The sequence below is a fragment of the Bradyrhizobium sp. HKCCYLRH2047 genome (assembly GCF_051168175.1).
Taxonomy (GTDB): Bacteria; Pseudomonadota; Alphaproteobacteria; order Rhizobiales; family Xanthobacteraceae; genus Bradyrhizobium.
Genome location: NZ_JBNPUM010000007.1, coordinates 413,428 through 435,517, shown reverse-complemented (window position 1 = coordinate 435,517; position 22,090 = coordinate 413,428). Strand labels below are relative to the sequence as shown.

The 22,090-nt window shown below is 70.2% G+C and carries 4 protein-coding genes; all 4 read left to right on the top strand.

Features of this window, described 5'->3' with window-relative positions; genetic code table 11:
* The first annotated feature begins 2 nt into the window (after nt 1-2).
* The 4 genes from ACQR1D_RS19355 to ACQR1D_RS19340 are packed head-to-tail and all read left to right on the top strand — an operon-like array spanning nt 3 to nt 22,088.
* Entirely contained in the window at nt 3-10,535 is a 10,533-nt protein-coding gene (locus ACQR1D_RS19355) for an amino acid adenylation domain-containing protein (protein WP_434893960.1), read from the top strand.
* The gene (locus tag ACQR1D_RS19350; protein ID WP_434893959.1) at nt 10,532-16,930 is read left to right on the top strand and encodes an SDR family NAD(P)-dependent oxidoreductase; all 6,399 of its coding nucleotides are present in this window, start codon (nt 10,532-10,534) and stop codon (nt 16,928-16,930) included. Before ACQR1D_RS19355 ends, ACQR1D_RS19350 begins: the two co-directional genes overlap by 4 nt.
* Nucleotides 16,927-20,904, top strand: coding sequence for a type I polyketide synthase (locus ACQR1D_RS19345; protein WP_434839066.1), 3,978 nt, complete (start codon nt 16,927-16,929; stop codon nt 20,902-20,904). The genes ACQR1D_RS19350 and ACQR1D_RS19345 overlap by 4 nt, the downstream gene beginning before the upstream one ends.
* On the top strand, nt 20,901-22,088 hold the full coding sequence (locus tag ACQR1D_RS19340; RefSeq protein ID WP_434839065.1) for a cupin-like domain-containing protein: 1,188 nt from the start codon (nt 20,901-20,903) through the stop codon (nt 22,086-22,088). Before ACQR1D_RS19345 ends, ACQR1D_RS19340 begins: the two co-directional genes overlap by 4 nt.
* Nucleotides 22,089-22,090: the final 2 nt, after the last annotated feature.

Genomic DNA, 22,090 nt, shown 5'->3' with positions numbered 1-22,090 from the left:
TGGTGCTGCGGCTGCGCCTCAGTGATGATCCGACATTGGCCGAGCTGCTCGCGCGCGTGCGCGAGACCGATCTCGCCGCCTTCGCGCATCAGACCCTGCCGTTCGAGCAGCTGGTCGAGGAGCTGCAGCCGCAGCGCCAGCTCGGCATCAGCCCGCTGTTCCAGGCGATGCTGGCGCTGCAGAACGCCGCCGCCTTCCGCGCCCCCGACATGCCCGGCCTCACCACCCGGATGCATCCGCCGGAGCCCGGTGTCGCCAAGTTCGCGCTGACCCTGTCGCTGCAGCCGACCGCCGACGGCGGCCTCGAAGGCATCCTGGAATACGACGCCGAGATGTTCGCCCCCGCCAGCATGGCGCGGCTGGCCGGCCATGTCGCGACCCTGCTCGGCGCGATGGCAAGCGCCGATGGTGCGGCGCGGCTCAGCAGCCTCGCGATGCTCGGCGCCGACGAACGGCGCCAGCTACAAACGTGGAACGCGACGGCTGCGCCGCGTGCTGCCGACGAGACCATCCTCGATCTGCTCGATGCGGCCGCGCGTGACCATGCCGACCGGCCTGCGATCATCCACGCCGGCGGCGAGATCAGCTATGCCGAGCTGCACCGCCGCGCCGATCATCTCGCCGCGCATCTGACTACACGCATTCCCACGACCAACGCGCTGATCGGCATTGCGCTCAACCGCGGGCCGGAGCTGATCGTCGCGATCCTCGCCGTGCTCAAGGCCGGCCACGCCTATGTGCCGCTCGATCCGGCCTATCCGGCCGAGCGGCTGTGCGTCATGGCCGGGGATGCCCGGCTGAAACTGGTGCTGACCGACGGCAGCACCGCCGCATTGCCCGACGATCTCGCGCAGCTCCGGCTCGACGATCCCGCGCTGCTGCAACCGCCGCCGGCGCGGCCGCACCATCGTCCGCTGCCCGACGACCTCGCCTACGCCATCTTCACCTCCGGCTCCACCGGCCGCCCCAAGGGCGTCGCCATCCCGCAGCGCGGCCTCGTCAATCTCGTCCATGCCCAGACGGTCGCGTTCGAGATCGGAGCCGGCGACCGCGTCCTGCAGTTCGCCTCGCCGAGCTTCGACGCGTCGGTCTCCGAGATCGCCACGGCGCTCTCGAAGGGCGCCGCGATCGTCACCGGCGACGCCGACACGCTGCGCCCCGGACCGTCCCTGGCGACGCTCGTCCAATCCTGCGCGGTGACCCATGCGACGCTGCCGCCGACAGCGCTCCGCGTGATGGAGCCGGACGATCTCGCCGGCTGCCGCGTCCTCGTCGTCGCCGGCGAAGCCTGCCCCGGCGACCTCGTCGCGCTGTGGTCGCCGCATCGCCGGATGCTGAACGCGTACGGGCCGACCGAAGTCTCGGTCTGCGCCAGCATCAGCGCGCCGTTATCGGGCGACGCGCCGCCGCCGATGGGCGCACCGATCGAGAACGCGCGCATTCACCTGCTCGACGCCCAGCTCAACGAGGTACCGATCGGGGTTGCAGGCGAGGTGTATGTCGCCGGCGCGGGGCTTGCGCAGGGCTATCTCAACCGTCCGGATCTGACGGCGGAGCGCTTCATCGCCGATCCGTTCGGACCGCCGGGCACCCGGCTGTACCGCACCGGCGATCGCGCGCGCAGGCAGGCCGACGGCACCCTGGAGTTCCTGGGTCGCGCCGACCAACAGGTGAAGATCCGCGGCTTCCGCATCGAGCCCGGCGAGATCGAGACGGCGCTGCGACGGCACGACGGCGTCGCCGCTGCCGCGGTGGTGCCGCAGGAGCATCCGCACGGGCGGCGCCTCGTCGCCTATGTGGTCGGACGCGACGGCGTTGCGCCGTCCGTCACAGAGTTGCGCAGCCATCTCGGCAGCCTGTTGCCGGACTACATGGTGCCGGCGTTGTTCGTCAGCCTCGATGCGCTGCCGCTCACCCCGAACGGCAAGCTCGACCGCAAGGCGCTGCCTGAGCCCGATCTCGCTGCTGCGTCCGAGGCACCCCACCGCGCGCCGCGCTCACCGTCTGAGCAGGTGCTCGCCGCGATCTGGGCCGAGCTGCTCGGCCACGACACGATCGGCATCGACGACAATTTCTTCGCGCTCGGCGGCGATTCCATCACCAGCATCCAGATGGTGACGCGCGCGCGACGCGCCGGGCTCGTGATCACGCCGCGCGACGTGTTCCAGCAGGGCACGATCGCGAAGCTCGCGAGCGTTGCAACCGCGGCCCAGCAGGTCACCGCCGACGATCGCGCGGACGGCGGCCCCATTCCGCTGACGCCGATCATGCGCTGGCTGCTCGAGCGCGGCAGGAATGTCGACCGCTTCAGCCAGAGCATGACCGTGCGGCTGCCGCGCGGCCTGACGTCGCAGCAACTGATCGCCCTGCTCGATGCCACGTTGTCGCGCCATGCCATGCTGCGGTCCCGCCTCGCATTCGATCCGATCGATGGCAGGCCGTCGCTGCACATCGCGCCCTCCGACACAGCGCTGGCGCGGCGCCGGCTGCGCCAGATCGATGTCGCCGCGTTGACGCCGGAGCAGCGCGCGCAGCGGATCAGCCAGGAGATCGGCGCTGCCGAGGCGCGTCTCGATCCCGCAGGCGGCGTGATGCTGCAGGCGGTTCAATTCACGGCCAGCGTAGCTGATAACGACGCGCTGCTGCTCGTACTGCATCATCTCGCCGTCGACGGCGTGTCGTGGCGGATCCTGATCGAGGAGCTCGCCGCGTCGTGGCACGCTACGACGGCCGGCCAGCCGGCTCAGTTGCCTGCGCTCGGCACCAGCTTCGGGCAGTGGTCGCGGCTGCTTCAAGCGCGGTCGCGACATTCCTCCGTGCAGGCAGAGCTGCCGCATTGGCAGCGAACATTGGCGGCAAGCGCCGCTCCCCTGCGGCTGACGCCGCCCCGCCAGCCCGTTGCGAACAGCGTCAAGCATCTGACGCTGACCTTGCCGGCAGCGGTGACTGCGCGCGTGATGAGCGAGGCGCCGCGACGGCTCGGCGCGCGGGTGCTCGACATCCTGCTTGCGGCTTTCGTCACGACGCTCGCCGATGGCGATGCGGCAGCGCAGACCATCGTGATCGACCTCGAAGGCCACGGCCGCAACGAATTCGACCCTGCCATCGACCTGTCGCGCACCGTGGGCTGGTTCACGAGCCTCTATCCCGTTCGCTTCGACCTTCCCGCCGGAGATTCCACGACCACCGCCGGCGACGCCGAACGCCTGCTCGGCGCGCTGCACGCCGTGCAGTCCGGTCTCGCCGACGTCCCTGACGACGGGCTCGGCTTCGGCCTGCTGCGCTACCTGAACGAGGACGCAGCGCGGACGCTCGACCGCCTGCCGACGCCGCAGGCGGGCTTCAACTATCTCGGCCGTTTCTCAACCGATCATGTTGCGGATTGGAGCATCATCCCGACGGCACTGCCCGGCGACCTCGTCGAGCAGGCCGAGTTGCGTCCGGCCCATGCGATCGAATTGAACACGGTGGTGATCGGCCAGGGCGCCGACGCCCGCCTCAGCGCCACCTGGTCCAGCGACCGAAGCCTCGTCGATGACGACGTCGTGCAGGTGCTCGCGACGCGCTGGTTCGCCCTGCTCGAGCGCCTTGCCGAACTGACGCCGGCCGCGCCGCATCCGACCGCAAAGCCGTCGGTCCGTCAGCTCCGGCTGTCGCCATTGCAGCGCGGCCTGCTCTACGAGAACCTGTCCGATCCCGTCCGTGCCGACGTCTATGTCGTCCAGCTCGAAGTGGAGTTTGCAGGTGAGCTCGATCGCGACCGGCTGCGCGGCGCGATCGCCGCGCTGATCGCGCGGCACGACAATCTGCGCGCGGCGTTCCGGGTCGACGACAGCAGCGGCTTCACCCAGAGCGTCGTGCCCGCGGTCGATCTGCCCTGGCGTCAACTGACGGTCGACGCTGATAGGAACTTGCAGGCGGCTCTCGATCAAGTCCGCCACGACGACCTGACGCGCCGCTTTGACCTGGCGGCTCCGCCCTTGCTGCGCAGCAGCCTGGTCAGCGCCGGCGCGACCAACGTGCTGATCCTGACGCTGCATCACATTTTGATCGACGGCTGGTCGATGCCGATCGTGCTGCGCGAGCTGATGCAGCTCTATCACGGGACGGCCGAGCTGCAGCCGGCGGTGCCGTTCAGCCGCTATCTCGACTGGCTCGACCGTCAGGATCGCGCCGCGGCGCTGGCGGCCTGGCGCGCGGCCTTCGACGGCTGGAGCGGACCGCTGCTGGTCGCGCCGAACCTGCCGGGCCAGACCACGGCAACGCAAACCGACGTCGCGCTCGACGAGCACGAGACCCAGCGGCTGGTCGCGGCGGCGCGTTCGCTCGGGATCACGCTGGCCACCTTGATGCAAGGCGCCTGGGCGCTGTGGCTCGCGGCGCGCACCCATCGCGACGACGTCGTGTTCGGCATCACCGTCGCTGGGCGTGACGCCGCGCTCGACGGCGCCGACCAGATCGTCGGCCTGCTTGCCAACACCGTCCCCTTGCGCGCACGCGTGTCGCCCGCGCGCACGATCAAGGCGTTTCTCAGCGAGCTGCAGGATCGCCAGGCAGCGCTGATCGCCCATCAGCATCTCAGCCTCGGCGAGATCCAGCAGATGCTCGGCACCGACGCGTTGTTCGATACGCTGCTGGCGTTCGAGAACTATCCGGTTTCGGCTGATGCCATCGACAATGCCGAAGCGTTGCGCATCACACGGGTGCAGGGGCGCGACGCCAACCACTATCCGCTGAGCCTGGCGGTGCTGCCCGGACCGCGGTTGACGCTGCGGCTTCACGTACGGCCCGGTCTGTTCGACGGCGCGTCCGCGACCGAGCTGATTGCGGAGCTGCGCAGGCTGCTCATGGCTCTCGCTGACGATGGCGACATGCCGATCGGCCGCGTGCTGGGAGCCCACGCGAGCCGCGATCCGCGGATTGCGGCCTGGAATATGACCGCGCAGCCGGAGCCGGCGGGCCACCTCCTGGATGGCTTCCTGCGGCAGGCCCGCATCGCGCCGTCCGCACCCGGCCTGATCTGGCGCAACGAGACGTTCGACTATGCGCGGCTGGATGCGATGTCCGGCCGGCTCGCCGGCCAGCTTGCGGCGCGCGGCATCGGCGCCGACGATCTCGTCGCGCTGCATCTGCCGCGCTCCCCCGCGCTGCTGATCGCGATCCTCGCGGTGCTGCGGATCGGTGCGGCCTACCTGCCGATCGATCCATCGCTGCCGCGCGATCGCATCGGCTACATGCTGGATGACGCCCGGCCCGCGCTTGCCCTCACTGCCGACGCGTCGGCGGATCTGCCAGCTCCCGTGCCGGTCCTCGCGATCGATTTCGACGTTGCAGCCACAGCACCCGCCTTACATCAGGCGCATCCGCTCCAGGCCGCCTACCTGCTCTACACATCCGGCACGACCGGCCGGCCCAAGGGCGTGACCGTCACCTATCGCGGCTTGGGCAACCTGCTGGCGGCCGTACAGTCGGAGCTCAAGCTCACGCCCGACGATCGCTTCGCCGCCACCACGACGGCGGCGTTCGACATCTCGATCGTGGAATTGCTGCTGCCGCTCGTCACCGGCGGCTGCGTCGTGCTGGCGGCTGAGGACGAGGCCACCGCTCCCGACCGGCTGGCGGCGCTGATCGCCGCGGCCGGCGTCACCGCGATGCAGGCGACGCCGACGGTCTGGAACATGCTGACCACCGCAGCGCCCGGCGCACTCGCCGGGCTGAGGGTCGTGAGTGCCGGCGAAGCGCTGACCGAGGCGACATTGCGCCGTCTCGCCACCTGCCGCGTTGCCAGCGTTCATAACTACTACGGCCCGACCGAGACCACGATCTATTCGACCATGATGCGGTTCTCGGCCGACGACGGCGGACGGCCGCCGATCGGCGCGCCGATCGCCAACACCGTCATCCGCATCCTCGACGACTGGCTGGCGGACGTCCCGGCCGGCGTCGAAGGCGAGATCTACATCGGCGGCGTCGGGCTCGCGCGCGGCTATTGCAACCGGCCCGGTCTCACGGCCGAACGCTTCATCGCCGATCCCGGCGGCCCGCCCGGCGCGCGGCTCTATCGCACCGGCGACCGCGGCCGCTGGCGCGACGATGGCGTGCTCGAATGCTTCGGCCGCGTCGATCACCAGATCAAGATCCGCGGCCTTCGGATCGAGCCCGGCGAGATCGAGCACGCGTTGCAGCGTCATCCGGAGATCGCCGACGCCTGCGTGATGGTGCGCGAAGCCCGCGGCAATCCGCAGCTCGTCGCCTATGTGGTGCCGCGACACGGCGACTGCCCTTCGCTCGACGCGTTGCGCGGCCATCTCACCTCGTTCCTGCCGGACTACATGGTGCCGTCGCGCATCATCAATCTGCCGGCGCTGCCGCGCAGCCGCAGCGGCAAGGTCGACCGCGCCGCGCTGCCCTGGTCCGAAGCGGAAGCGGCCGAGCGCGCGCGCCGTGCGCCGGACACCGTCACCGAGAAACGCCTCGCGGAGATCTGGGCGTCAGTCCTCGATCAGGATCACATCGGCATCGACGAGGATTTCTTTGCGCTCGGCGGCGATTCCATCCTCGCCATCCAGGTGGTGATGCGCGCGCGCCAGGCCGGCCTCGTCTTCAGTGCGCGCGACATCTTCCGGCAGCCGACGGTCGAGCGCCTGGCGGCCCATGTGCAACATCAGGCCGCAGCGGCGCCGGCGGTCCGCACGCCGGATATTTCGTGGCCAGAGACGGAAGAGCTGCAGCTCACACCGTTGCAGCTCGGCCTGCTGCGCCACAGCCTCGATGACGACGCGGCCGGCGCCTATCGCATGCAGACCGCGATGATCATCACGGGCAGCCTCGATGAAGCGGTCCTCCACGCCGCCTGGAAGGCGGTCGTGGCCCGCCATGCCGTGCTGCGGACGACGATCGGCGAGCGTGACGGCCGCTACGTCATGGTTATCAGGCCCGATGCCGAGGCACCATGGCAGACGCGCGATCTCAGCACTGACGACGATCCCGAGCAGACGCTGCGCGATCTCCTGGCGCATGACATGACGACGCCGTTCCGGTTCGACGGCACGCCGCTGCTGCGGCTGATGCTGCTGCGCCTCGCGCCGGATCGCCACGCCCTGGTGATCAGCAATCATCACGTGCTGCTCGATGGCTGGTCATTGTCGCTCGTGCTCGAAGACCTGTTCGTTGCGCGCGCGGCCCTTGCCGCCGGCCGTATCGAGGCGCTGCCGCCGCGCGCGCCGTTTGCCGCGTTCGTCCATTGGCTCGCCCAACGGGATCGCGAGGAGAGCGCAAGCTTCTGGCGCCAACACCTTGCCGACGCGGCGACGATGGCGCGCATCTCGCTGCCGACGCCGGCCCGAGGCAGCGGCCAGCGCGCCTTGAAGCGGATGCTCGGCGAGGACAGGTCGACCGCGTTGCGCCATGCGGCACGGCGGCACCATGTCAGCGCCAACACGCTGCTCCAGGGCGCCTGGGCGATGATGCTGTCGCGCCTGTGCTCGTCCGAGGATCTGGTGTTCGGGACCACGATCGCCTTGCGCCCGCCGGAAGTGGAGGGCATCGCGCGGATGGCGGGGCTGCTGATCAACACGGTCCCGGCGCGGATCAGGCTCACGGAGCAGGCGAGCGCCGGCGAGTGGCTGGCGCGGCTTCATGCCGAGCAGGCGGAACGGATGAGCTACGCATATGCTGGCCTCGGCGACATCATGCGCTGGACCGAGCGCGCGGAGGGCGAGCTGTTCGAGACCCTGATGGTGTTCGAGAACCAGCCGGCCACGTCGATGGACGGGATGCTCGACGATCTCTCCATTCGCGCGCTGCCCGTGGAACAGCATACGCATTATCCCGTGGCCGTCGCCGTCATGCCGGGCGACTCCTATGAGCTCGCGTTCAGCTACGACGCCGGCCGGTTCGCGGCGGAGGATATCGCGCGACTGGCCGACGACTTCATCGCCGTCATCGAGCGCCTGGCCGCGGCGGACCGCGATCTGCCGCTGCATCGCCTGCTCGGTGCCGACGCCAGGGATCTGCAGCAGATCGCGGCCTGGAACGCGACCACGCCGATGGTCCTTGCCGAGGAGACGCTGACCGAGCTGCTCGACGAAACCGCCCGGGACCATGCCGACGAGCCGGCGCTGATCGGCGATTTCGGCCACCTGACCTATCGCGAGCTGCACGACGCCGCCGATCGCCTGGCCGGCCGGCTGCGCGATGACGGCGCGCGCCCGGGTGAGTTCATCGGCATCGCCTGCGAACGCCGGGCCGGCTTCGTGACCGCCGCGCTGGCAGCTCTCAAGGCCGGACTCGCTTACGTGCCGCTGGATCCGTCCTATCCGCCCGACCGCCTCGGCTTCATCATCACTGACAGCCGCGTGCAGCGCGTGCTGACCGATGGCGCGGCGGCCTGGCTCCCTCCGGCAGTCCGCCGCATCGGCATCGACGAACAGGACGTGCCTGCTGCGACCGGCAATAAGCCGCGCCAGCCGCGGCCCGCGATCTCGGCCGACGACCTTGCCTACGTGATCTACACGTCCGGCTCGACCGGACGGCCGAAGGGCGTCATGGTTCCGCATCGCGGCGCCGCTAACCTGATTCGCGCCCAGCGCGCCGCGTTTGGCGCAGGGCCTGGCGATCGCGTGCTGCAATTTGCCTCGCCCAATTTCGACGCCTCGGTGTGGGAGATCTGCATGGCGCTCGGCAGCGGCGCCGCACTCGTCGTTGGCACGCCCGATGACCTGTTGCCGGGTGACGCTCTCGTCGACTTCGCCCGGCGGCACGGCGTCAGCCACGCCACCCTGCCGCAGAGCGCGCTCGGCGTCATGGCACCGCGCGATCTCGACGGTTGCCGCGTGCTGGTGGTTGCCGGCGAGGCCTGCCCGGCCGAGACGGCACGGCTGTGGGCTCCCGGCCGGACCTTCATCAACGGCTACGGCCCGACCGAAACGACAGTGTGCGCCTCGCTCAGCGCTCCGCTTGCCGGCGACCGCACGCCGCCGATCGGCCGCCCGATCCTCGGCCTGCGCTGCCACGTGCTCGACGACAGGCTCACTCCGCTGCCGATCGGTGCCGCGGGCGAACTCTACGTCGCCGGCCGCGGCCTTGCGCGCGGCTATCTCGATCGACCGGGCCTGACCGCCGAACGCTTCATCGCCGACCCGTTCGGCCGACCGGGCGAGCGGCTGTATCGGACCGGCGACCGCGCTCGCTGGCTTCCCGACGGCACCCTCGAATTCCTCGGCCGCAGCGACGCTCAGATCAAGCTGCGCGGCTTCCGCATCGAGCCGGGCGAGATCGAGGCGGTGTTGCGCCGGCACGCGACGGTGGAGGCTGCGGCCGTCGGTCTCGAGGCCAGCCGCGGCGATCAGCGTCTGGTGTGCTGGTGGTCAGCGAAAAGCGGTGCCGACGCTGCGCCGTCCGAACTTCGCCGCCATCTCGCCGAGCACCTGCCGTCCTACATGCTGCCGGCACAGTTCATCCGGCTCGACAGCCTGCCGCTCAACCCGGCCGGAAAGATCGACCGGCGTGCGCTGGCGACGATGCACGGATCGGATGTCTCATCCGATGGTCGCACCATCGCGCCCCGCGACGACATCGAGTTCCGGCTGCAGGCGATCTGGCAGGAGCTGCTGCAGACGCCGTCGATCGACGTCACCACGAGCTTCTTCGAGCTGGGCGGCGACTCGCTGATCCTGATCCAACTGATCGCGCGCTGCCGCAATGAGTTCGGCCTCAAGCTGCGAGCCGGCGACATTGCCGCCGACCCGACCATCGAAGGCATGGCGCGGCTGTTGCGCGGCACGGTCCCGGCGCAACCGGCGAAGGCGCTGGTGACGCTGCGCGGCAACGGCGCCGCGCCGCCGCTGTTCTGCATCCATCCGGCGACCGGAACGGTGTTCTGCTATCTCGACATCGTCTCGCGCCTGTCGGTGCCACGCCCGGTCTATGGACTGCAGGATGTCACCGGCCGCAACGCGGGGCCGGCGAGCCTCGTCGACCAGGCGCAGAGCTATCTGCGGGAGATCCGCAGCGTTCAGCCGCACGGCCCCTATCATCTCATGGGCTGGTCCTTCGGTGGCGTGGCGGCCTTCGAAATCGCCCGCCAACTCGCGGCGGAGGGAGAGACGGTGGCGTCGCTGCTGCTGCTCGACGCGCCGGTCAAGCCCGCGGGCGGATGGGAGGTCAGCAAGGCGGAGATCATCGCCGACCTCACGGGCGAGGCCTCCGACGATGCGACGCTCGACTATGCGAGAGCCGCCGCGGTGCTGAGCCGCAGCGGCGAGTTTCCGCCGGACATCACCGCCGCCCAGGTGGAGGAGATCGTCGAGGCTTATGTCCGCTGCGGAAAGCTGCTCGGCACCTATCAGCCCACGCCCACCATGGGACACGCCACCTTCTTCCACGCGCGCGTGCGCGGCAATCCGGCTGCGCCTGCGGGCTGGCGCGAGCTGATCGGCGGAGAGTTCGAGCTGATCGAGCTCGATTGCGATCATGATGGTCTGATGCGCGGCCTTCATGCCGAGCGCGTGGCCCGGCGGGTGGATCAGTCATGACCGAGCATCGTTCCTCACCACTGTCGCATGTGACGATCGAGGCGCCGATCCTCCAACGCCTGCAGCGCGCCGTGGCCGAGCAGCGCATTCCCGCACCGAGCCCAACCTACGATGAGGCGCGGGCCTGGTTCGCCATCGACACCGGGGCGGATCAGTCGGGCATCGTGGTTCGCGCGGCCCGCGAAACCGATCTCGCCGGCCTTGTCGCACTGGATACGGCCTGCTGGCCGGAGCCGCTGCGCAGCCGGCCGGAACGCCTCCTGCGGCGCATCCACCAGGCTTCTGGCGATCATATCGTGGTGCTGCGGCAGGAGCGCATCATCGGTGCGATCTACACGCAGCGGATCGCAGATGCGCGGGCGTTGCGCGATCTGCCCGCGGAACAGTTCGAGACGCTGCACGCGCCCGACGGCACGGTTGCGCAACTGCTCGGAGTCTGCGTCGATCCTGATCACGCCCAGACCGGCCTCGGCGAGGCGCTGGTGCAGTTGGCGCTGCGGCTCGCCCGCGCCGCCGGCGCGACGACGATCGTCGGCGTGACGCTGTGCCGGGACTTCGCCGCCTCTGACGACGACATCATCGCCGCCTATGTCGCCCGCCGCGATGCCAACGGGCTGCCGGTCGACGCGATTCTGCGTTTCCATGCCGCACGCGGCGCTCGCATCGTCGACGTGCTGCCCGGCGCCTTCCCCGGCTACGCCGCAGGCGGCGAGGCCGGCGTGCTGATCGAATACGACGCGGACCGCCTGGATGCGATCACCACGAGCAGCGCCGGCCAGCCCATCGTCAGCGCGCGCGATCTGCCCGAGATCGTCGCCGCTACCTTGCGCGATGTGCTGGGGCCGGCGCGCGCGAAAGATTTCGCGCCTGGACGCACCTTGCATGCGATGGGGCTGGACTCGCTCGACCTGCACAGCCTGAGGGCCGGGCTGAACCGCGCGCTCGGCACCGCGATCGATGCCACCTTCTTCTTCCGTCATCCGACGCCGGAGCAGATCGTCAACGGCCTGATCGCGCCATCCTCTGCGCCGAAACGTGCGGCCGCCCCGCGCGGCAGCGCCTCATCATCGACCGCTCGCCAACAGCAGACAGGCCAGACCGCGGCGCCGGTGGCGATCATCGGGATGGCGTGCCGCTTCCCGGGCAACGTAACCAGCCCGGAGGAGTTCTGGACGCTGCTCAGCGAAGGCCGCGATGGCATCACCGATGTCCCGGCCACGCGCTGGAATGCGGACGTTCTCTGCAATCCCGCCGGCGGTCCCGGACGCATCACGACGAGGCGCGGTGGGTTCATCGCCGATGTCGATCAGTTCGATCCCGGATTCTTCGGGCTGTCGCCGCGCGAGGCGGCGGCGATGGATCCGCAGCAGCGCCTGCTGCTCGAATGCAGCTGGGAGGCGCTGGAGCATGGCGGCATCGATCCCACCGCCCTCGCCGGTTCGGACACGCAGGTCCTGATTGGCCTGTTCGGACACGACTATGAGCGCATCGCCGGCGCCGCCGGACGGCTCGACGGCCACTACGGCACAGGCAACGCCGGATCGATCGCCTCGGGGCGCATCGCCTATACGCTGGGGCTGCAGGGCGCGGCGCTGTCGGTCGACACCGCCTGCTCTGCCGGCCTCGTTGCCGTGCATCTCGCGGTCAAGGCGCTGCGCGCCGGCGATTGCCGGATGGCACTGGCAGGCGCCGTCAACCTGATCCTCGGCCCCGAGCTCAGCATCGCCTTCTCGCAGGCCAGCATGCTGGCACCCGACGGACGCTGCAAGCCGTTCTCCGCCGAGGCTAACGGCTATGTGCGCAGCGAGGGCTGCGCCGTGCTCGCGCTCAAGCGGCTCGACGACGCGCTGGTCGATGGCGACCCCGTGCTCGCTGTGATCGAAGGCAGCGCCGTCAACAATGACGGCCCGAGCAACGGCCTCACCGCGCCGAACGGCCTGGCGCAGCAGGCTGTCATCCGCCGCGCGCTCGACGATGCCGGCATCGCCGCGTCCGACATCGACTATGTCGAAGCGCATGGCACCGGCACGCCGCTCGGCGACCCCATCGAGTTCAACGCGCTGGCCGCCGTGCATGGCGGCCGCGAGCATCCGCTGCTGATCGGCTCGGTGAAGAGCAATATCGGCCACACCGAGGCGGCCGCGGGCCTCGCCGGGTTGATGAAGGCGGTGCTTGCGCTTTGCCATGGCGCCGTCCCGCCGCAACTGCATCTCGGCGCCATCAACCCGCTGCTCGAGCTCGCCGCGATTCCGGCCAGCATTCCAACGCAACTGCAAGCCTGGGAGCGGCGTGATGTCCGGCGCCGCCGCGCCGCCGTGAGCTCGTTCGGCTTCTCCGGCACCAACGCGCACGTCGTCCTCGCCGAAGCGCCGCGGCCGGACGACCGTCCCGACGATCCGCGGCAGCACCATCTGCTCGTCCTCTCGGCGCGCTCGCCCGCGGCGCTGCACGAGCTCGCGCGCCGCTACCTCGATCATTTCGCATCCGTCGTCGGCACGCAGACGCCGGGCGACATCGCCGCGACTGCGGCCGCCGGCCGCAGCGCGCAGCCGCATCGGCTCGCGATCGTCGGCAGTGGCCCGGGCGACTGGCAACGCGAGCTGAGCAGCCATCTCGCAGGAGAGCCGTATTCCGACGTGATGGCGGGCACGGCCGGCAAGGCGCCCGTGGTCGCCTTCCTGTTCACCGGACAGGGCTCGCAATATCCGGGGATGGCCGAGGAGCTCGCCGGCAGCCATCCGGGTTTTGCTGCCGCATTGCACGAATGCGCTGAGCTGTTTGCGCCGTTCCTCGACAGGCCGCTGCTGGAGATCATGAACCCCGCCCCCGGCGAGCCGGACATGATCGCGCAGATGCGCTACGCGCAGCCCGCGCTGTTCGCGCTCGAATATGCCCTCGCGCGGCTGTGGATCGACTCCGGCATCACGCCGGCCGTGGTGATGGGTCACAGCCTCGGCGAAGTGACGGCGGCGTGCATCGCCGGGGCGCTCGACCTTGCCGAGGCCGTCGAGCTCGTCGCGATGCGCGGACGGCTGATGCAGGCGACGCCTGACGGCGCGATGGGCGTCGTGTTGGCCGACGCCGCCTTCGTCGAGCGCCGCGTGGCCGGCCAGGAGGTCGTGATCGCGGCCTACAACAGCCCGCAGAATTGCGTGATCTCGGGCGCGCCGGCCGCGGTCGAAGCCGCGCTCGCCGATTTCGCCCGCGAGGGCATCGAGGTCCACCGGCTGCATGTCTCGCGCGCGGGTCACTCGCCGCTGATGGACAGCATGCTGGCGCCGTTCGGCGACACCTGCCGCAAGCTGCATCCGCGGCGGCCGCGGATCAGCATCGTCTCCAACGTCACCGGACGATCGATCGATGACGAGCTGATGGACCCCTTGTACTGGGTGCGCCATGTGCGCCAGCCGGTCCGCTTCCGCGACGGCATCGCGACGGCCGCTGCGCTCGGCGCCAATGTGTTCATCGAGATCGGGCCGCGGCCGGTGCTCACCGGTGTCGCCCGCGATTGCCTTGCCGACAATGCGGTCGCGCTGCTGCCGAGCCTGGTGCCGACGGAGTCCGCGTGGCAGACCCTGTCGCGGGCGGCAGGCGAGCTGTTTGTGCGGGGCGCTGAGATCAATTGGCGCAGCCTCGATTGCCGGCCGCCGCGGCGCGTCGCACTGCCGACCACGCCGTTCGAGCGCAAGCGCTACTGGATCGACCCGAGCTCGGACGCAGAACCGCAATCATCCCCACGCGTCGAAGTGCCGACACCCGATCCGGCCACCCTGATCGGTCCGATGATCCCGCTCGCGCTGGACGGAGCGGTTCATGCCACTAGGCTCGGCGGCGGCCGGTGGCCGGCCCTGGAGACGCACCGCATCGGCGAGAGCGCGACGCTGTCGGCGGCGGCGATGCTCGCGATGATGATCGAGGCGCATGGCAGCGGCCCCGGCGGAGCCTGCCCGATCAGCCTCGCGCCGCTGCGCCTGTCGTCGCTGGTCTTTCATCGGCCGCTGCATCTGCCGGATCACGGCGTCAACGTGCAGACCGTGCTGCTGCCGCAGGACTCCGGGACGAGCCGCGTGCGGATCGCCAGCCGTAACGCTGCGGCGAGCTGGACGGTTCATGCCGAAGCCGAGATCGGCGACGTCGTCGTGGACGGGCTTGGCACGGCGACGGCAGAGCTCGACGCGCTCCGGCATGAACTAACAGACGACACGATCGATCGACTCGCCGAACGGCTGCGTGCCCAAGGCTGCGAGCCGGGCATCGCGATCGCGAGTCTCGCGGCTCTTACGACCGGCCGAGGCGAGGCGCTCGGGCAGATCGGCGCCGCCGACGTGCCGCCAGCGCTCGCCGGTGCGATACGGCTGGACGCGGCGCTGCTGGTCGCACAGGCCGCGCTGCCGGTTGCCATCCCTTGCGGCATTCCGGCCGGATGCGAGCGCATCGACCTGCTCGGGGACATAGGGACCATCGCCTGGTCGCACGCGCGGCTGCGCAGCGTCACGGCCGACGGCAGGGCCGCCGTGGTGAACATCGATGCCTCCACGGCCGATGGCGCACCGGTGCTGCGCATCAGCGGCATGACCTTCGTCCGCGCCGTCTCGGCGCGTCCGGCCGAGACGCCCGCGCACAATTTGCACGTGGTCGAATGGATCGACGCGCCGCAGCGCAAGCTCCCGCCGCGTCCTGCCGCGTCGATGGTACGGCCGTGGCTGCTGCTGTCCGATCACGCCGCGCAGGCTCTACTGCTCGCGACATCGCTCGGCCGCCGCGGCGTCCGCTGCATCGTCGCGACCGACGATGTCGACGGCTTCCGCCATCTCGACGACGGCGTCGAGGCCGTGATCGATATGCGGGCGTCGTCCGCCGAATTCACGGCCGAAAGCACGCCGGCCGAGCGGCTGACGACGATGGGACCACGCCTGCTCGCATTGTTGCAGCGGCTGACCCGGCTCGCGCGACCGCCGAGGCGGCTGTTCTCGCTCAGCCGAAGCGCCATGGCGGCCAGCGCAGAGGACCGGGCCGACGTCGCGCTCGCCGCTTTGCAGGGCCTCCCTCTCGTGCTCGGCCGTGAGCAGACCTGGCTCGGCATGAGGCTGGTCGACATCGACGCCTCGGCCCTGAGCGACGCCGCCTTTGCCGACTGGCTGATCGGCGACCTCAGTGACAGCGCACCGGCGGAATGGCTGATGGCATGGCGCAACGGTCGCGCGCGCGTGCCACGGCTGCGCGCGTCCGGAGCATCGGCAGCGACGCCGCCGCTGGGTCTTGCCGGGCGAACCCAGCTGATCGCCGGCGGCGGCGCGCTCGGCGCCGCACTCGCCCGCTGGCTCGCCACCAGCGGCGCCACCCACATCGTGATCGCGAGCCGCTCGGCCGAGACGGCAGCGCGCGCGCTTGCCGATGAGCTGCGGGCGCAGAACCTCACGATGATACTGCGCTCGACCGACCTCGGCCGGCGTGACGAGGTCGCCGCATTGCTCGATGCCTGCAGCCGCGACATGCCGCCGCTCGGCGGCGTCTTCTACACCGCCGGCTGCCATGATGACGGCGTGATCGAGACCCAGAGCTGGGATCGCATCAGCGCGGTGCTTGCGCCCAAGCTCGACGGCGCCTGGCATCTGCACGAGCTGACCCGCGGCCAGCCGCTCGACCATTTCGTGCTGTTCTCCTCGGCGTTCGCACTGCTGGGTGCTCCCGGCCTCGCGGGCTACGTCGCCGCCAATGCCGGACTCGATGCGCTCGCCCAGCATCGGCGCGCGGCGGGACTGCCGGCCCTCAGCATCAACTGGGGACCGTGGTCCGGCCCCGGCATGGTCGGCGCCGGCGAGCGGGCGACGCGGCGTGAGTGGACCCGGCAGGGCTTGCGCGAGATGCCGGGTGAAATCTGTCTCGCGGCGCTCGGCGAACTCATCAGGACCGATCTGCCGCAGGCCGCGGTGCTGGACGTCGACTGGGCGCAGTTCGCCAGCGCCTGCGCCGACGCGCCGCCTGCCCTGGTCGATGCGTTCGTGGCGCCGCAGCCCAAGGCGGCCGCGACGGCCGGCGCCCTGCCGTTGCGCGTGGTCCGGCCGGAGCCTTCGGCGGACGATCGGTTGCGGATGGAGCTTGCGCGCCTGCCCGCACGCCGCCGCCGTGCTGCGCTCGCCGACCATCTTGCCGGCCTGGTCGCCGCGGTGCTCGGCTTCGCCGGTGCTGCCGAGATCGATCGCACGCGCGGCTTCTTCGCGCTCGGCATGGACTCGCTCGCCACGCTGGACCTGCGCAACCGCATCCGCGCCAGCCTTGGCCACCGCATCGAGCAGACCACGCTGTTCAGGCACGGCTCCGTGGACCAGCTCGCAACCTTCCTCGACGCCGAGCTGTTCGATCGGCCGTCAGAGCGGACCGGAGTGCGGGCATGACGCGACGACGCGCCCCCATTGCCATCATCGGCGCCGGCTGCCGCCTGCCGGGAGGCATTGCCGACCTCGACACCTATTGGGATCTGCTCCGCTCCGGCCGCAATGCCATCGGCGAGCTGCCGGCGGGCCGCTGGGACAATGACGCTCTGTTCGATCCCGATCGCCGCGCGCCCGGCCGCACCTATGTGCGGCGCGGCGCCTTTCTCGACGATGTCGACGGCTTCGATCCAGAATTCTTCAACATCAATCCGCGTGAGGCGGCCTCGCTGGACCCGCAGCAGCGGCTGCTGCTGGAGGTCGCATGGGAGGCGATCGAGAATGCCGGCGTGCCCATCGGCACGCTGCGGGGCAGCCGCACCGGCGTGTTCGTCGGCATCGGCCAGCCGCAATATGGACCGCGCGAGCTCTACGGCGCCGATCCCGCGTGCATCGGTCCCTATTCCGGCACGGGCGCCCTGCTCTGCTTCGCGTCGGGACGGCTGTCGCACGAGCTCGGGCTGAACGGACCGAGCCTGTCGCTCGACACCGCCTGCTCCTCCTCGCTGGTGGCGCTGCATCTGGCCTGCCAGAGCCTGGAGAACCGCGAGTGCGACCTCGCACTGGTCGCCGGTGTGCATCTGCATCTGACGCCCCAGGTCACGCTGTTCCTGTCGCGCACCGGCGTGCTCGCGCCGGATGGCCGCAGCAAGGTGTTCTCTGCCGACGCCGACGGCTTCGGCCGCGGCGAGGGCTGCGTCGTGCTCGTGCTGCGCCGGCTGGAGGACGCTGCCGCAGACGACGTGCTCGGCGTGGTGCGCGGCGCCGCGGTCAATCACGACGGACCGGCCAGCGGGCTCACTGTGCCCAACGCAATCGCGCAGGAGCAGGTCATCCGTGACGCCCTGACGGCGGCGGGTGTACCACCGGAGGCGGTCGGCTATGTCGAGACCCACGGCACCGGCACGCGGCTCGGCGACCCGATCGAGCTTGAGTCGCTCGCCGCCGTGTTCAACACGCCGCAGCGCACGACGGAGCTTCCGCTCGGATCGGTCAAGAGCAGCATCGGCCATCTCGAAGCCGCGGCCGGCCTTGCCGGGGTCGTGAAGACGCTGCTGATCCTGAAGCATCAGCAGCTGCCGCCGCAGCCGGGTGTCGGCACGCCGAACCCCGACATTCCCTGGCACGCCCTGCCATTCACGCTGCCATCGCGTCTCGAGGACGCGCGCGACGAGTTGCGCTTTGCCGGCATCAGCTCATTCGGCATGAGCGGCACCAATGCGCATGTCGTCGTGGAGCGTTCAGATCCCAGGTCGGAAGCGGAGCCCGTCTCAGTTGCGCATGCGTCGACGCTGCTGTTGTCGGCGCAAGGACCGCAAGGGCTGACGCTGCTGGCCGGTGCGATGCGCGACCGGCTCCAGGGCGTCAACCAGAATGAATTCGCCGGCATTTGTTCGAGTATGCTTCGGCACAGGACGCCATTGCGGCACCGGCTCGCCATCGTCACTGATCAGCCTGACCAGGCGCGAGCCGCGCTCGATGCAGCCGTCTCGGGCAGTCGGCATCCGGCGCTGCTGATCGGCGAGGCCAGCCGCCGCAGCGGACGCGCGGTCGCATTCCTCTTCACCGGCCAGGGCGCGCAGCGCCCGGCGATGGCGCGCGCGCTGCACGGCTCCGAGCCGGTGTTCCGCGACAGCATCGAGCGCTCGATCGCGCTGGCCGCGCGCGAGTTCGACGTGCCGCTGCGTGATCTCCTGCTCGGCGACGTCGACCCCGCACAACTGCGGCGCACCGGCTGGGCACAGCCGGCGCTGTTCGCATTCGGACTTGCATTGGCCGAGCTGTGGCGCGCCTGGGGCGTGGCGCCGGATGTCGTGCTCGGCCATAGCCTGGGCGAGTATACTGCGGCCTGCGTCGCCGGCGCCTTCAGCCCTGAAGACGGTTTGCGCCTGGTGTGCCGGCGCGCGGCCCTGATGCAGTCGCTGCCCGAGGGCGGCGCCATGGCGGCGGTGCGCGCCGATGCCGGGCGGCTCGGCGCGCTGGTGCAGCGCTACGGCGGCGAGGTCGAGATCACGGCGACGAATGCGCCGCGCAGCGTGACCATCGCGGGGCCGACGCGGGCGATCGAGGATGTCATCGCGCGCTGCGGCCGCGACGGCGTGGCCGCGCAACGCCTCGACGTCTCCCACGCCTTCCATTCGCAGGCGATGGAGCCGATCCTGCCGGCGCTGCGGCAAGCGGTGGCGGAGGTCCGGTTCATGACGCCGACCGTCGAGCTGATCAGCAATCTCACCGGCGCCGCCGTGAACGCCGACGACATCGCTGATCCCGAGCGCTGGTGCCGACACACGCGCGAGCGCGTGCGTTTCGAGGACAGCCTGCGGCAGCTCGCGGAGCGCGACGTCACGGCCGTCATCGAGATCGGCCCGCAGCCGGCCCTGATCGGACTCGGCCGCCAGACCCTGCCCGATGCGGACATCTTGTGGCTGCCGAGCGTTGCGCCCGGCGCCGCCGATGCCTGGCAGATGCGCCATTCGCTGGCCGCGCTCGCGGTCGACGGATCGGCGGCCGATGTCGCAGCCAGCCAGCCTCCGGCGCCACGCGTGCCGCTGCCCAACACGCCGTTCAACCGGCGGCCGATCCGCCTGGCGCCCGCGGCCGCGCCGGCCACGCCGGCACCGAACAACACGCGGGTGATCGGCCGCAGGCTCGCGCTGCCACAGTCGCATGGCGAGGCGCGGTTCGAGACGGAGCTCGCCGGACGCGATCCGTTCCTCATCGAGCACCGCGTGTTCGGCGAGGTCATCGTGCCCGCCGCCTGGCATCTCGCCATGATCTTCACCGGCCTGCGGACACTGTCCGCAGCCGGCCCGCTGACCTTGCGCGACGTGACCCTGGTGCAGGCCGCGCATCTGCCGCCGCAGGGCATCGTCATGCAGCTCGTGCTGACGCCGGAGCCTGGCGGCCATCGCATCCGCCTCATCAGCCGGCGCGCGGATTCCGATCCGTTCGACGACGAGGCCTGGACCACCCACGTCACCGGTCGCGCCGATCTGCCTCTCAGCGCTCCCCGCGATTGGGAGCGGCACGGCGGCGCGCCAGCTCGATCCGGCGCGCTCGATGGTAGAGCATTCTACGACGACCTCGTGGCACAGGGCTTCGACCTCGGACCGTCGTTTCAATGGGCCGATGCGATCCACTGCGATGGCCGCGAGCTGACAGCCGAGCTGCGACGTCCCGCGCATCTGGTCGATGTCACGGATGCCATCATTCATCCCGGGCTGCTGGACAGCTCGTTCCAACTGCTCAGCCGCTTCTGGGACCGCCGCGACACCGACATCGCGCATCTGCCCTTCCGCATCGACCAGCTCCGCCTCTGGCCACACCGCATCGAGGCATCGCTTGCATGCGTCGCCTGGCGCGAAGACGGTCCGAACGCTCAGGGAAATTCTCCGGCGGCGAACGTGCAATTGATGATGGGCGACACGCCGCTTCTCGAAGCCAGCGGCTTCGTGTTCCGCGCCGCCAGCCGCCGCGTGCTGACCGGCGATACCGCGGCCGCATCCGGCAGAGCACCAATCAAGGCTGCGTCCCCGACATCAGCGATGATCTCCGTTGCGGGGCGCCATGCCACCGACCGCAGCCGCGCCGCGATCGAGCGGCATCTGCGCGAGCTGCTCGGCCATGTTCTTGGACTGGCCGATGCCGATACGATCGCGCCGCGGACGCGGCTGTTCGATCTCGGCCTGGACTCTCTTGCCGCCCTGGAGCTGCGCGAAGATCTCGGCGAGCGGCTGGGGGCGCCGCTGCATGCCACCCTGCTGTTCGACTATCCGACCATCGAGGCGCTGCTCGACCATCTCGGCGGCCTGTTTGTGGATCCCGCTGCGCAGTCCGCACCTGCCATGCCTCAACCGGTCGCGACGTCCGAGATCGACGATCTGTCCGAGGAAGAGGCCGAGCTGTTGCTGCGCCAGGAATTGGAGCGACTGCAATGACGTCATCTCGCCATGATCAGCCGGAGATCGCGACCTATGATGCCGCCGATCTGCCCGCACGCCGGGACGAATTGCTCGAGCGCCGCCAGCCGGCGGTCATCTCCGGCCTGTTCAAGGGACAATTGCTCGGCGAGCTGACCGACGCGCAGAAGGTGCGCGAGGCGCTCGGCGACCTCCAGGTCATGATCGGCGTCAACTACATCGATGCGCATCTCGCCAACATCCGCAACTTCGTGCAGGGCAGCAGCGCCCCGATCGCAATCGACAAGAAGCCGGGCCTGCTGCGCGACTATCTCGATCTGATCGAGCGCGAGCCCACGACGCGCGCGCTCACCAGCGAGCAGCCGACGCCCGAGAGAATCCTGGACGATTGCAATCTCGGTGCGGTCGGAATCGAGAAAGTGCATGGCGGCTACGGCAATACGCTCGCGCAGCGCAGCGCGAGCGAGGCGCATTCGCTGATGTTCGTCGCCAATGCCGGCAACGCCTCCGATCTCCACACCGACTGGGACGGCCGCGACGTCCTGCTGCATCAGGTGTTCGGCCGCAAGCGCATCGTGCTGTTTCCGCCGAAATCCGGCTTCAAGCTGTTTCCCATCGACATCTTCTCGACCGTCGCGGTCAACGCGATGGACGATGCCGAGCGTGCGGCGCTGATCGCCTATGCCGGCGGCGTCGAGGTCGTGGTCGAGGCCGGCCAGACCATCCTGATGCCGGCGTTCTGGTGGCATCACGTCGGCTATGTCGATGCCGCGATGTCGGTGAGCTTCCGTTTCGGCGGCGTAACCGATCCCGACGCGGTCGCCCTGATCGGCAGCGTGCACCGCGATTGCCACATCCAGAACATCGTCGCCGGCACGTTGGATCCACGCCGTGCGGAGGCGAGCAAGGCCGCCGCGCGGCGGCTGCGCGCGGCTGCGGCCGAACCGGCGCCGAGCGCACGCGAGAAGTACCGTGCGATGCGCATACTCGCCGCCGAATGCTATCGCAGCACGCTGCTTCCGGGCGAGCAGGCACCGGCCGAGCCGGTGATCACCGCCGAGGACTTCCTCGACGGCGCGCTGTGCGCCTTCTACCGGCGCCCGCCCAAGGGCCCGGCTTGGCGCCAGCGCATCTGGCAGAAGCGCGAGGCGTTCAACGAGGCCGTCCGCCGCTTCGGCCGGCGGCTGGCCTATCAGGCCTGACG